13 protein-coding genes are annotated in these 13,740 nt (G+C 29.6%); 10 read left to right on the top strand and 3 right to left on the bottom strand.

What is annotated here, in order from left to right:
* Nucleotides 1-4: 4 nt before the first annotated feature.
* From cas6 to Q3V94_RS05660, 8 genes are read left to right on the top strand one after another with little or no spacing between them, the layout of a single operon-like run.
* Entirely contained in the window at nucleotides 5-931 is a 927-nt protein-coding gene (gene cas6 / locus Q3V94_RS05695; protein ID WP_303525868.1) for a CRISPR system precrRNA processing endoribonuclease RAMP protein Cas6, read from the top strand.
* Nucleotides 924-3,188 (top strand): type III-A CRISPR-associated protein Cas10/Csm1, encoded by a 2,265-nt coding sequence (gene cas10, locus Q3V94_RS05690; protein WP_303525866.1) that lies wholly within the window; start codon nucleotides 924-926, stop codon nucleotides 3,186-3,188. Before cas6 ends, cas10 begins: the two co-directional genes overlap by 8 nt.
* Before the next feature lie 11 nt (nucleotides 3,189-3,199).
* Entirely contained in the window at nucleotides 3,200-3,574 is a 375-nt protein-coding gene (gene csm2 / locus Q3V94_RS05685) for a type III-A CRISPR-associated protein Csm2 (protein WP_008909999.1), read from the top strand.
* A 17-nt stretch (nucleotides 3,575-3,591) separates the two neighbouring features.
* Nucleotides 3,592-4,404, top strand: a complete 813-nt coding sequence (csm3, locus tag Q3V94_RS05680; RefSeq protein WP_303525864.1) for a type III-A CRISPR-associated RAMP protein Csm3 — start codon at nucleotides 3,592-3,594, stop codon at nucleotides 4,402-4,404.
* Between the two features lie 16 nt (nucleotides 4,405-4,420).
* On the top strand, nucleotides 4,421-5,347 hold the full coding sequence (gene csm4 / locus Q3V94_RS05675) for a type III-A CRISPR-associated RAMP protein Csm4 (RefSeq protein ID WP_008910001.1): 927 nt from the start codon (nucleotides 4,421-4,423) through the stop codon (nucleotides 5,345-5,347).
* Between the two features lies 1 nt (nucleotide 5,348).
* On the top strand, nucleotides 5,349-6,485 hold the full coding sequence (gene csm5, locus Q3V94_RS05670; protein ID WP_008910002.1) for a type III-A CRISPR-associated RAMP protein Csm5: 1,137 nt from the start codon (nucleotides 5,349-5,351) through the stop codon (nucleotides 6,483-6,485).
* Nucleotides 6,486-6,520: 35 nt separating this feature from the next.
* The gene (locus Q3V94_RS05665) at nucleotides 6,521-7,711 is read left to right on the top strand and encodes a YafY family protein (RefSeq protein WP_008910003.1); all 1,191 of its coding nucleotides are present in this window, start codon (nucleotides 6,521-6,523) and stop codon (nucleotides 7,709-7,711) included.
* Nucleotides 7,704-8,729 carry a WYL domain-containing protein gene (locus Q3V94_RS05660; protein ID WP_008910004.1) on the top strand — a complete coding sequence of 342 codons (1,026 nt, stop codon included), beginning with the start codon at nucleotides 7,704-7,706 and terminating at the stop codon, nucleotides 8,727-8,729. Before Q3V94_RS05665 ends, Q3V94_RS05660 begins: the two co-directional genes overlap by 8 nt.
* Nucleotides 8,730-8,742: 13 nt before the next feature.
* Here the strand turns inward: Q3V94_RS05660 and Q3V94_RS05655 are convergent, their stop codons facing one another.
* The 3 genes from Q3V94_RS05655 to istA form a co-directional block, all read right to left on the bottom strand.
* Nucleotides 8,743-9,897: a hypothetical protein gene (locus Q3V94_RS05655; RefSeq protein WP_008910005.1), complete on the bottom strand. Its 1,155-nt coding sequence runs from the start codon at nucleotides 9,895-9,897 to the stop codon at nucleotides 8,743-8,745.
* A 121-nt stretch (nucleotides 9,898-10,018) separates the two neighbouring features.
* Nucleotides 10,019-10,768 carry an IS21-like element helper ATPase IstB gene (istB, locus tag Q3V94_RS05650; RefSeq protein ID WP_303525863.1) on the bottom strand — a complete coding sequence of 250 codons (750 nt, stop codon included), beginning with the start codon at nucleotides 10,766-10,768 and terminating at the stop codon, nucleotides 10,019-10,021.
* Nucleotides 10,756-12,321 (bottom strand): IS21 family transposase, encoded by a 1,566-nt coding sequence (gene istA / locus Q3V94_RS05645; protein ID WP_303525862.1) that lies wholly within the window; start codon nucleotides 12,319-12,321, stop codon nucleotides 10,756-10,758. The genes istB and istA overlap by 13 nt, the downstream gene beginning before the upstream one ends.
* A 48-nt stretch (nucleotides 12,322-12,369) precedes the next feature.
* Here istA and Q3V94_RS13670 point away from each other — a divergent pair, with 48 nt between their 5' ends.
* Both Q3V94_RS13670 and Q3V94_RS05635 read left to right on the top strand, forming a co-directional pair.
* The gene (locus Q3V94_RS13670) at nucleotides 12,370-12,702 is read left to right on the top strand and encodes a transposase (protein WP_368506508.1); all 333 of its coding nucleotides are present in this window, start codon (nucleotides 12,370-12,372) and stop codon (nucleotides 12,700-12,702) included.
* Between the two features lie 64 nt (nucleotides 12,703-12,766).
* Nucleotides 12,767-13,702, top strand: a complete 936-nt coding sequence (locus Q3V94_RS05635) for an ISL3 family transposase (RefSeq protein WP_303525861.1) — start codon at nucleotides 12,767-12,769, stop codon at nucleotides 13,700-13,702.
* Nucleotides 13,703-13,740: the final 38 nt, after the last annotated feature.

The following is a 13,740-nucleotide window of genomic DNA, read 5'->3' as shown; positions in this document are numbered from 1 at the left end:
ATTTTTGTTTGATGTAAGATGGACAAGGCTTAGATTCAAAATAGAACTTTTAGAGGACTCCTATCTTCCAACCCAGAAAAATTCGGCCCTAAGGGGTGGTATGGGAGCAGTATTAATTTCTTATTTTTGTATAAACAAAGGGCAATGTAAAGAATGCTTAATGGGAGAAAATTGCGTTGTTCAAAATATAATGAATCCCAAGTTAGAAGTAGAACTTCCCTTTACAAAAAATGCTAATACAAGTTCACCGGGTTTTGTTATAGAGTGCATGGATTATAAAAATGAATATAAAAAAGGGGATATAATCCAATTTGACCTTCTTATTTTCGCAAAAACTTTAAATTATATTCCCCAGTTTATATTTGCCTTTGATAAATTAGGGGAAAAAGGTTTTGGAAAAAATAGAGCTAAATATAGATTAGATGGTATATATAACAAAGAGGATAAGCTAATATTTAAAGATGGTGTGTTTTTTAAGGAAAACCTAATGATATTAAAACTAAGTGATTATATTTTAGAAAGACAAAAACAGATAAATAATATTAAAATTGTCCAATTTATTACTCCTTTTAGATTTATGAAAAACAACAAGCTTGTTGATGATATAGAATTTAAGGATTTTATAATCTCCCTTCAACGGCGCATAAGTATTTTAAATGCCTTAGAAGGAAGGATGATAAACAATTTTGAAACAGATGATTTAGGTGAAATTGTTGAAAAAAATATCTATTGGACGGAGTTTAAAAGGTATTCTTCAAGACAAAAAAGTGCTATGAAGCTTGGAGGCATAAAGGGTAGAATAAGCTTTTCAAGTGATATCAATAACTTTAAAGAGCTTGTTATTGCTGGAGAGCTTACCCATATAGGTAAGAACACATCCTTTGGCCTTGGTAAATATGTGATTGAGGAGGGGAGTGATATTATTGAATAGTAATTTTAATTTTGAAGACTTATATCTTTCAGCCCTTTTACATGACATTGGTAAATTTTATCAAAGAACTGAGCTTGAAGAGGACAAGAAAATAATTTATAAGGCCTATGAAAGCATTTTTAAAGCAGAAAATGCCTATGGACCAAGGCACCAGGAATGGGGAGCTTATTTTTGTGAAAATTTAAATTTAAACAGTAAAATTGTTCAAACAGTTAGAAATCACCATAATCCTTCAAATATAATTGAAAAAATAGTTAGAATAGCAGATATGCTGTCGGCGGGTGAAAGGGAAGGAATAGATGATAAAGATGAAAATGTAAAAAATTTGATATCCGTATTAACTCTTGTAAATATTGGGAAACCAACAAAATCAAAGTATAAACAATTAAAAAAAGCATCTGATTATCATGAATTAATTGATGATGAACAAAAAAGTGTTGAAAAGGAATATGAAAAGTTATGGAAGGAGTTTAAAGAAATAATAAAGGATGAAAAAGATCATGAAAGGATTTATTATATATTAAAAGAATTTACACAAAACATTCCATCTGCATATTATTATTCAAGACCAGATATTAGTTTGTTTTCTCATCTTAGCACAACAGCAGCTATTGCAAGTTGTATTTATAGGCAGTATGAAGATGAAATAATAAACGGAGATTCAAGGGCAATAGATTCATTGCTCACTAGACTAAGAAATAAACAAATCATAAACGATGAGGTCTTCTGCCTACTTAAAGGTGATATTTCAGGAATACAAGATTTTATATTTAATATTGATATGGAGGGTGCTTTAAAGTCCTTAAGAGGAAGATCCTTCTATGTTGCATATATTTTAGATATCATTGCTAGATATATTATTAAAAACGAAGGACTTAGTTTAAGCAATATACTATATTCAGGCGGCGGACATTTCTATATATTACTTCCTGCAAAGTCTATGGATAGAATTAAGCAATATCAAAAATACATAGATGAAGTCTTTTATAAAGCTCACAATCTAGAAGTATCAGTTCTACTTGCTGCAGAAAAATTCAGCGTTTCTAAGCTAGCTACAGCAAATTTCTCAGAAGTTTTCGATGGTGTTGGCAAAAGGTTATATAAGGAAAAAAACAGAAAATTTAATAGCATTTTAAATGACGAATTTTTCAAGCCAACAAAGCTTTTAGATGATATATGTCCGTATTGTAGACGAGGAATTAAAAATGATGAGTGTAGTTTTTGTAATTCTTTCAATGAATTAGGCGATAAGCTCTCTAAATATTCATATATTCGTATGGAAAATATAGAAGCTAAAATAGGAAACATAAATAATGTTTTTGATATTTTCAAATGCTTTGGCATAGATATGCAGTTCGAAAATCAAGGTAGCAAGAAAAGCTATGCAATAAATAAAGATAGAGCGGATTTTAAAAATTCAATGTTTTATATTAAAACAGCAAATTATGTATATAAAAATAAAAATGGCGTAGCAACGCTCGAAAATGTTGCAGATGAATCTGAAGGAGTTAAAAAATGGGGAATATTGAGGGGGGATGTGGATAATCTAGGCAAGATATTCCACGATGGTTTAGGAGAAAATAAGTCTATTTCAAGGGTTGCAACCTTATCTAGTGAACTTGAAATCTTTTTTGGAAAATTTTTGGAAGAATTTATAGAAAAAGAATATAAAAAGTGTAGTGTTGTTTATTCCGGTGGGGATGACTTTTTCTTAGTTGGTCCTTGGAGTGAATTACCTGATGTAGCATATTTGATTAAAGAAAAATTAAAAGAATATTCGGGTGGCAATGAAAATATTGCTGTTTCAATGGCAATAGAAATAACCCCTGATAAAAAATTCCCTATATACAGGGTAGGTATAGCGACTGGAGAAAGCTTAGACAAAGCAAAGGAATATGAAAGAAATGGTAAAGCAAAGGATGCTATTTTTCTATTTGGAGAAGCCATTGGATGGGAAGAATTTAATAGTCATAAGGAAATAAAAGATTTAATCGTAAAAGTTTTAGTAAACAAAGTTACAAGGAATATATTAAACATTTTCCATTCAATTTCATATCAAAGCAGAAAAGCGGAAGAAAAAGAAGAGATATTTAAAGCGTGGAGGCTTGTGTATTATATGGCAAGGCTTGAAGAAAGATATGGAAAATCAAAGGATGATTTAAAGAGACTTTTAAATCTTATTTTAAATAAACAAAATAGGCTTTATAAAAATCTTGAATCGGCAACAATTTGGGCTGATTTACAAACAAGAAGTTAGGAGGGACGAAAATGCCTATAAATGTTAACGATGCGCAAAGCATTTTAAATCCAAGAGATGCAGGTGGAGAAATGCTTTTTAGAAAAGCAGAGGAAATTGGTAGAGAACTTGTTGACAAAAAAGTTTCCATGTCTCAGATAAGAAAGTTGTTTTCTGAAATAAAGAAGATAGAATATGATGCTCAGAAGAACTACCAATACAAACTTAGACTTTTAAAGGCGCAAATAGGATATACATCTGGAAGATTTAGAGAATTTAGTTACTTTAAAGAGAGCTTTTATAATTTGATAGATAAGACTTTAAGCGGTGGGGAAGCTGAACTTAAACGATTTAAAGACTTTTTTGAAGCAACTATTGCATATTTTAGAGCCTTTGGCGGCAAGTAATTTTAAGGAGGGATATTATGAGTTTTAAGGAAGTTACTTTTAAAGGTAAGTATATTGTTAATTTTGATATAGAACTTAAAACAGGATTACATATTGGGACAGCTGGAAATACTTTAGATATTGGTGGTGTTGATAATCCGGTTATAAAGGACGCTTTTGGAAGACCATATATTCCAGGTAGCAGCTTAAAAGGCAAATTAAGAAGTTTAATGGAATTTTATCATGATAAAATTAATATAAATAATTTAGTTTATTCCGTTAAAAAAGAACAAAGAAGAGATTCAATAGTTATGCATATGTGTGGGGAAGAAGATTGTCCGGTTTGTAATTTATTTGGCAGAAATCATGGCGAACATGATGTAATTGTTAATGATGAAGGAAATTCTAGAAAAGTAGATTTTTCAGAAGTTGTAATGCCAACTAGACTCATCGTAAGAGATGCTTTGCTTGATGAAAAGAGCATAACTGACGAAATGAAGGAAAATATGGACCTTGAATTTACAGAAGTTAAGTTTGAAAACAACTTGGATAGAATAACTTCAGCTGCAAACCCAAGGCAAACAGAAAGAGTCCCAGCAGGAGCAAGATTTAATGCTTCTATGGTTGTTAATGTATATGATGAAGATGGAAATAAATATGTTAAAGAATTGATAACTGCTTTAAAACTTTTACAGGATGACTATTTAGGAGGACAAGGAAGCCGTGGTTATGGTCAGGTTGCAATTAAGAATATAAAGATATCCTTCAGAGATATTGAATATTATAAAGGCCAAAGCAAAGAAGAAAAATTGGTTGCTAATGCGGATTCTTTAGACAAAATAAACTTATAGGATTAGGATGATGATTATGGAGAGATATAGGGTAAAATTAAATTTTACTTCACCTATTCATATAGGATATAGGGAAGGTGTATTTAATCTTACTGAGACTACTATTCATTCTGATACCATATTTTCTGGGATAATAAATTGTTATCATAATTTATTTGGCATAGCGAAAACAAATGATTTAGTAAGTAAATTTATAAATGGTGAAGAACCGTTTTTGGTTTCATCCTCATTTTACTATATCGATGATGAATACCTTTTACCAAGGCCAATGAGCATAAGCTTATTAGACTATGTAAAGGATTTTAAAAAGGAAAAGAAAATAAAATTTATATCTGAAAAAGTTTTATTTGGAAAAAGCAACAACGTATTCATCAAAGGAGAACTATTGCTCTCAAAGGATATAGATAAGGATATATATAAAATAGAAGAAAGACCAAGGGTTGTAATTGATAGGATTACCAATGGAACCAATATTTATTACAACAGCTGTTGTAGATTTAATGAAGGATGTGGACTTTGGTTTTATTTAGATGTAAATGAAGAATTTAAAGAAGAAATATTTGCAGCAGTAAAGCTTCTTGGAGATGAAGGAATTGGCGGTGAAAGAACATATGGCTGCGGACAATTTGAGGCATCCTTTGAAAAGATAAATATTAATAATAAAGAAGGAAAGAATTATTTATTATTATCATTATGTATTCCAAATAATAAAGATAATCTAAATGACTTAATATCCTATCAAATAACTGAAAGAACAGGATATATATATTCACCTTATATAACATCAAAAAGACATATGCTTTACAAAGTTATCAAAGAAGGAAGCATTCTAAAAAGTAAGTTTTTAGGTAATATAATTGACGATACGCCAGAAGGGTTTAATGCCCATAAGGTTATAAAATACGGTAAAGCCTTTGTTATTCCTCTGGGATTGGAGGGTTAAAATGAAAATCAAAAAATTTAGGTATGAGATGGAAATAATAAGTCCTACGGTTGTGACATCGGGAAACAATATAAATGGCTTTGAATTAATATATGATAGACGAAATGACAAAGTCTATGTAATGAATATCATGAAACTAATTAAGAATAGCAGAAGATATATTGATGCGTTTTTTACCTTTGATTATAATAGTAGGGATTTTCGTTTAGAAAATAAATTAAAAGAAATTGGCATAAATAATTACTTGAATTATGTAAAATATGAATTATCATTAAATGGAACGAGTTTTAAACCTAATTCAATAAAGGAAATAACAAAAACTTCAGGGAAACCATACATTCCAGGTTCTACTATTAAAGGTGCTATACGCTCAAGTTTAACAAGGGTGTTAAATAGGGAGAATGATTATAAGATCTCTCTTGATGAAACTGCTAGAAGAAGTAATGAAATTAGAAACCCAGAAAAACAAGCAGATAATAAAGCAGAAGAAAGAATTTTTGGCAGTCCCAATAATTCTCCATTTAGATTATTAAGAATATCGGATACTGAAACAAAGGATTATTCAGATTTAGAGCTTTATGATGTTAAGGTTATGAATATATGTAATAACAGGGTAAAGTGGTATACAAGGAGTGGAAACGTGGACAATATTGAGGGGGCAACATCTATTTATGTGGAAGCTTTTAAGGAAGGCACTATTTTAAAGGGACAGTTATCACAAGGATTTTTTGAAACTTTTAAAAACATAAACATAGCGAAGAGAGAAATAGAATCCATTGATACTGTTGAAGGTATAGTTAATAAGATACGAAATGATATTGACTTATATATTGATAAAGAAATTGAATTTTATTCAAATTATCATGTAGATGAGCTAGTAAGTTTCTATAGAAAATTAAAAAGTATGCAACAGCAACTTAGACCGAATGAATTTATAATACAAATCGGTTTTTCAACTGGGTATTTACCAAAAACAGTAGTTAGAAATATAGATTCTCGTTTTATAATAAAACTACAGCAAATATATAGGGGAAGGATATATAACGACTTATTTCCTAAAACAAGAAAAATTATAATCAAAAATGGTAAAATTTACAAACCCCTTGGTTGGGTAAAGATTAGGCTAATCGAATCATAGTCGCCATAGGGCGACATAATTTTTGGGGTGATTATATGGCTTTTAAATCAAGTAGCCAGGAGCTTGCCTTTTACAGACAAAAAATATTATATTTTTTAATCAATCATTCTGGAGAATATACGATTGATGATTTGACTAAAATGTTTGGATTTAAAAAAAGAAGAATACAGGATTTTATATCGGAATACAATCAAAATGGATTTGAAATTATAGTGAGGAAGGGTAAAATCTGTGTAGAAAAAGTTCCGGAAGTTTATGATTCCTTTAATAAGCTTTTGCTTTATCAAAACATGCAAAAGCTTGCCGTATTGCATGAAGTTAAAAAGTATGAAAACGGAATAAACAGAAGGCTTTTGTATGATATCGTATCAAGGGAAAAGGGTATAATTTGGGGTAATACTACTTATCATAACATAATAAACTTTTTGGCTGAAGAAGGTTTGATTTATTATGATAAAAGTTCTAATTTAATAAAACCTTTAAATAATATAACAGATAATCTTAATGATGATGAAATATTGGACCTTTTAATATTTTTAGATGTTGCAAGATTTATATCCTCTAAACCCAAGACGGTAGAGGGAATTTATAATAAAATAAAACTTCAGGCAAAGAAACAGGGGATTTATTTTAACGGTAAAAGGATATATTCTGTAAACAATCGAAGAGTTATCATATTCGATGAGATGATTTTAAAAATAATAGAAGAGGCGATTTTGGAAGAAAAGGCATTGAAGATAAAATATAAAAGCAATAGAGGGGATATTATCGATTTAACAGTAAATCCTTCTGGATTAATATATTTAGACTATAAGGATATGTGGTATTTGGTTGTGCAAAATAATAGGACTAGCCTATATAGATTAGATAAAATAATTCAAGTAGAGATTGTAGAAGGCAGTTTAAGCGGATTTAATAAAGACTTGTTTGAAGAAAGCTTTGGAGTATCTCCAGAGGAGCTAGAGGATATAATAATCAGATTTGATAAAGAACAATTTATATATAAAAAACTTATAAAATACAAAGCAGTGCATAAAAGCGCAGAAATAATTGAGACAGAAGATAGCTATATTTTAAAGGATAAGGTAAGAGGGGTTTTAGAAATAAAAAGATGGATAAGGGGATTTGGAAAAAGCGCCTATATAATAGAACCAAGAAGGCTTAGGGAAGATGTAATCAAAGATTTAGATCTTATGATAAAAAGGTATGGTGATATAGATGGATGAGGCGTATTATCTTATAAAGATAATTAATGCCCTTGAGGATGGCTCAAAGACAATTAAAGAATTAAGCGAAATAACAGGAATTGAAAAGAATAATTTGAAAAGGTTCTTTGCAATGGATTTAAAAAACGGAGGAAACCTTTTAAACTTTTGGAATATAGAGCTTTATGATGAGGATGGCAACAATATTTATTTTGCCGATTCATTTTTAGAAGATGATGATGTATTTCCAGATACAGAATATTATATGGAATTTTTAAAGGATGACGTTGAGGTCCTAATATTTAACGACGTAGCATCCTATGAACCAATAGGGCAATTAAGCGAAAAGGAAAGGTTTTTGCTTTTTGAAATTTTAAGTTTATCTAATTCAGAAAGATTAAATAGCATAAAAGAAAAGATTTTTGCATCTCAAAAAGAATATTATGATAAACTAAATAAACTGTCAGAAAGAAGGATTATAAAACAGTATATAAGCTTAAATGCCTTTGATAAAGGAATAATTGTAGAACTTTATAAAGCTATGGATAATAAAAATAGAATAATTTTAGAATTAAAATCTGGTAAAAAAATGAGCATAATTCCGCAGAGGATTTTATACGAAGATGATGCTGGAAGGTGGTATCTTGAGGCTGTAAGAAAGGGAAGATGCTTTATAATCGATTTAGACAACATCGTAAAAATATATAATGAAAAATGTATAAAAAAACAAACAATGGATGAAATTTATACAAGCTTTGGAATCGGCAAAAGAATAACTTATGTTAAACTTAGGGTTTATAACGAAAAAAACGCAAAGGAGAGGGCAATAAGGTTTTTATTAAGAAAAAACATAATAGAACAAAAAAGCTTTGATGATTATATAGAAATTAAGGCAAAGGTTTCAGATATTGCTGTGTTTAAACGTTGGTTAAGGGAGATGGGGCCATCAGTAGTTTTACTTGAACCAGGATGGCTAAGAAAACAAATCATTGATAGTTTATATTGCTGGAGAAGAATTTATGAAGAAGGGGAAAATTAATCCCCCTCTTTTCTTAATAATCATTAAGTTCAAATAAAAAACTAGACTTATACTTTTCACGTAAGCAGGGATTGTTTTTTATTTGATTGCACTCCAACTGATATTTATTATGGTCAAGCCATATTTTAAATATTTTTATTCCATCAATATCATTGTCCCAAAGAGCTCTGAAACAATATTTGCCATTCGACGAACCCTTATATAAATTAGGGTAATTAAATCCATAATTATTATTGTGAAATAACACACCAATTAAAGCGGAGCTATTGTCTTTGCCTTTACTATATGAATTTATTTTTTTTACCATTTCTAATATTTGAGAATAAATAAAATGTTTTGCTTCAGGATTTTGAGAGATAAGATTTTGCACTTCTTTAGTTACAAATTTTTTTGTTTGTAAATAATCTTCAAGAAGAAATATGCCAAAAGCATTTAATGCTACATATGTGGTGTTATTTATATCTACTTTTTCAAAGAAAAACGAGTTGTTTTCAATAAAATCTTTTTCTTTGTTATTTAGTTCATTTATGTCAACCTGTAAATTATTATTAATTTTTTTTATTAATTCTAAATGAGTAAGCAGTGCTTCGATGTCTATTTTTATTGGAATAGGAGGTATTTTCATTAGGACGATAGCATCTTCATATATGTATCCTGTAGAATAACCAAAAAAAGATCCAGCAGCATATCCAAGATATGTAATGAGCTTATATCCTCCTATAGGAGCAAAAAAAGTGTCTATTGTGTTGTATTTTAATAATTCGGATGATATTTCTTGCATAAAGTTACCTAATGCTCTATTTAGTTTAATTTTATCATTTACATCTACATAATCGATTTTTATTAGTTTAACATTTGCATCATAAAGCTTTTCAAAAATTTTCTTGTTGATTTCAGCTGCTTTTTTACCGCTTATAGTGTCAGTATGTAATATTGTTATATTTGGCTTATCTTGTAATTCGTTTTGCTTTTGAAGTGCATACAAGATTGAAAATTCAGCACTTACTTTGTTAGGGTTATTTTCAATTCCCTTTATAATATTATTTATATTTATCTTTTCAAGTATATGTTTTTTTGTTAATTCTGGATACAACTCGTGTATTATGTTATTTTTATTAAATAATGAGATTCCACCTGTCATAATTATATTTTTATATTTTATTTTCATGCTAATCACCTTTTTATTAATGTAATTTTAAATAATATATTACCATAACAAGTAAATATATTGTAATCGGCAAGTACTTTTGGAGAAATTTCGGAAATTTTTTATCCCGAAATTTTTCCATCTAATCATTAAATAGCGACTTCCTGTTTTCCAACCTGTAGCTTTTGCCTGTCATATTAAAAATCTCACATCGGTAGGTTAGCCTGTCCAATATAGCTGTGGTTAATGCTACATCCTGCAAAAGCTCACTCCACTCTTCAAACCCTTTATTAGATGTGATAATTATTGACGTTTGTTCATGTAGATTTGATATTAATTGAAAAAACATATTTGCTTCTTCATGTGAAATCGGTAAATATCCAATTTCATCAATTATGACAAGGTCTGAAGAGTATATCCTATTTATTTTACTTTTGCTTTTCCTTGATATATCCTGTGTTTTTAAATGATACATTAGCCTGTCCATCGTTGTGAAACTTACCTTGTATCCCATTTCAACAGCTTTGTATCCAAGTGCTATTGCAAGATGCGTTTTACCTACTCCAGGTGGCCCTAAAAATATTAGGTTATATATATTATCTATCCAGTCCATCTCTAAAAGCCTGTTTATCTGCTTTTTAGTTATTGATCTTTGAAACTCTGTGTCAAAGCTTTCTATTGTTTTTATCACAGGAAATCCAGCCTGTTTTAGCCTTCTTTCCTGTGCCTTTCTATTTCTTTGCTCTATCTCACCCTTTAATAGCTCTATTATCAAATCATGGTATGATAAATCTTTATTATCTGCATCATCAATAATCTTCTGGACGTTATCCCGTATATACCCAAGCTTAAGATTCCTCGCATAATCTTTGATTATCTTTATCTTATCCATTGCCCTATCCCTCCAATTATCTTACAATATTCTTCAATGCTTCTTATGTCAGGTTTTACATTCTTGTATTTTTCAGGGATAGGATTTGTTTTCTGTTTTTCTGTGCCTATTTTTTCTTTTTCTTTAAGATTGAAATATTCAACCGCTTCTTTAAAAAGCGTAGCTGAATACATCCTTCTTTCCAAGCAATACATTAAAGCTTTATTAATTACATCAGCATCAATGCCTTCTACTGCTTTTTTTAAAAGACTTAATTGATCCCTAAAATATCTTGCTTTTTCTTTTCTGATTTCATCTAACAGGATTTTAGCTTCTTCTGAAAAGCCAAGCAATCTAAAAACATCATCATAAAGCTTATCAAGTTCAGTATTTCTATCTCTTTCAGGATGCGAAAGTTTTATCAACTTCCCCCTTTCATTGGATATCCTATGCTTAACTATTAAATTATTTTTTTCAATATCCAAAACTTTGATAAATTCACCTTCGATAACAACATTAACCTTTTTACCAGGTTCATAAGTTCCTTTGGGTAATTGATACCTATTTTGCTTATACAATAGGGTATTGTCTTTTCTAACGACATAGGTTAAAATGTTCTTAGGTGAATTTTGTTTTGGGGATACCGGAATTAAGTGTTGTTTTTCGAGTGCAAACACTTCTTTCGGTATTCTTTTTATTGTCCCATGAACGTTTGCATTACCTGTTCTATCGAGCCATTCTAAGCAGGATTTATTAAATGAATCTATATCTTCAAAAACTCTATGTTTTGCAAAATTATTCTTAACATATTTTACTACCGCTTCTATTTTTCCCTTACTTTCTGGGTCATATGGTCTACATAATCTAATTTTAAATTTCATAAAGTCCATATATTTTTGAAATTCTTCAGTATATATTACATCACCAAAGTTTTCATCAACTGCAAGAAGCCTATCTTGATCATAAACAATCTCTTTAGTTCTTCCACCAAAGAATTCAAATGCTTTATCGTGTGCTTCAACAAAATCTGTGGTGGTAAAGGGCTTGGCCTGCCAGTAGGCAAACTTCATTCTTGAATGTGATAGAACCATGGCAAAACAATACAACTTTATTCTTGAGCCATCTATAGTATCAACCCAAATCTGACCAAAATCCACCTGTGATTGGAATCCCATTTCTAATTCTTCTACTGCTTCATATTGTCTTTTGTGTCCCTGCTTTGGTATTTTGTATTCACTTCTCAAGGAACTTATATATGCCCTTACTGATCTTTCAGAACACGGAACATTGCCATATCTTTCTTTAATCCAGTCAGTTATCTGAGCCGATGATAAATCAGGATAAGTGCTAAGCCATTCAAGTATATGATCCTTGTAGATATCAAGCTTTTTCTTTTTTCTCTTTCTGTTTAAATCTGCAAATTCATCAGGTGTCATGTTGAAGTATTTACTAACCGTTTTGTAATCCACCCCCAGATATCTTGCAATTTGAGACTTTTTCAAGCCATTTCCCTTTAGGTTTTTGATTTCAGAAAACAATCTCCATCCCTTCTTTTTACCATTTATGATTCCCACAATATCTCCCCCTGTTATCTTAAACTAATTAAATTTTAACAGGAGAAGATAGTTGCTGTATATATTACTGGTAAATTTTCGGGATTTTTAACTTCCGAAATCTCTCCATTTTATTTTACCACTTACAGAGATATACATGAACAAATAAAAGATTTATATGGTATTGAAGTCTCAGCTGAAATGGTAAGCATAATAACAGATAGAGTAATCACTGAATTTAAAGAATGGCAATCAAGGTCTTTAGAAAAAAATTATCCCTCTATCTTTATTGTTAAACAGCACATTATTTCATCAAATAATCAATTAAAAAATGCAAATTATTTTACCACTTACATGTCTGTAAGTGGTAAAATAAAATGGGTTCTCCCGCAAATTTGGTGAAAGGAATTTGCCTTTCTAAATGGTATAATAAAGATAAATTATTTTAAATTAGAAAGGTGTTATTTTGAAAATATTAACAACAATATTCCAACCAAATTACTCTGTAAAAGAAACAAAAATTCATGATAATATGATTGAAATCACAATTATTTCAAATTCAAAACAATGCTTATGCCCCAAATGTAATACTCCAAGTTTTAAAATTCATAGCACATATATTAGAAAAGTAGCAGATTTACCAATATCAGCATTTAAAACAACACTATATATTATTTCAAGAAAATTCTTTTGCACTAATTCAGAATGCGATTTAAAGATTTTTACAGAAAGACATACTGACTTTGTTCAAAGATATCAAAGAAGAACCCAAAGACTTAATAAACAAATTGAAAAAATAGTTTTTGTATTAAGTGCAGAGTTAGCATCTAAAATTATTAGCCAATTATTTACTCCACTTAGTGCTGATACCGCAATAAGAATTATTAAAAATACTGAAATAAAAATAAATTCAGATTACACAGAAATAGGAATTGATGATTGGGCTTTTAAAAAAGGCACAAATTATGGAACATTAATATGTGATTTAAAAACAAGGAAACCTATAGATATTCTTAAGGACAGAAACCTTCAAACAATTGAAGGGTGGCTTAAAGAGCATAACAATGTTAAAATCATTACGCGAGATAGATCTTTAACATATTATAAAGCAATAAGTAATGTCATACCTGAAGCCAAACAAATAGTAGATAAATGGCATTTACTTAATAATGCCTTCAATGTATTAAAAAATATACTTATTAGAAAATATTCATCGGGGATACGAATTAAAATAAACGAAGCATTTATATGCAACACAGAAAAACAAGAAAATAAAAAGCTAACCAAGATTCAACAAAAACAACAAGAGAGGTTATTTAAAAAGCATGAAAAGATTCAGGAAGTTAAATATCTTAAATCATTACACTTAAGTAAATCTGAAATTTCAAGAAGACAGGTTTAGATTATAAAACAGTTACTAAATATCTTCAAATTGAAGAA

Source organism: Caloramator sp. CAR-1 (genome assembly GCF_030546345.1).
GTDB classification, from domain to species: Bacteria; Bacillota; Clostridia; order Clostridiales; family Caloramatoraceae; genus Caloramator; species Caloramator australicus.
The sequence above is the reverse complement of the archived record's forward strand: the minus strand, read 5'-3'. Positions and strand labels throughout refer to the sequence as shown.

Excerpts from the sequence above, each read along its gene's own strand:
- csm2 (WP_008909999.1), top strand. The coding sequence starts at position 3,200 with ATGCCTATAAATGTTAACGATGCGCAAAGCATTTTAAATCCAAGAGAT.
- Q3V94_RS05660 (WP_008910004.1), top strand. The coding sequence starts at position 7,704 with ATGGATGAGGCGTATTATCTTATAAAGATAATTAATGCCCTTGAGGAT.
- csm3 (WP_303525864.1), top strand. The coding sequence starts at position 3,592 with ATGAGTTTTAAGGAAGTTACTTTTAAAGGTAAGTATATTGTTAATTTT.
- istB (WP_303525863.1), bottom strand. The coding sequence starts at position 10,768 with ATGGATAAGATAAAGATAATCAAAGATTATGCGAGGAATCTTAAGCTT.
- csm5 (WP_008910002.1), top strand. The coding sequence starts at position 5,349 with ATGAAAATCAAAAAATTTAGGTATGAGATGGAAATAATAAGTCCTACG.
- csm4 (WP_008910001.1), top strand. The coding sequence starts at position 4,421 with ATGGAGAGATATAGGGTAAAATTAAATTTTACTTCACCTATTCATATA.
- Q3V94_RS05655 (WP_008910005.1), bottom strand. The coding sequence starts at position 9,897 with ATGAAAATAAAATATAAAAATATAATTATGACAGGTGGAATCTCATTA.
- Q3V94_RS05665 (WP_008910003.1), top strand. The coding sequence starts at position 6,521 with ATGGCTTTTAAATCAAGTAGCCAGGAGCTTGCCTTTTACAGACAAAAA.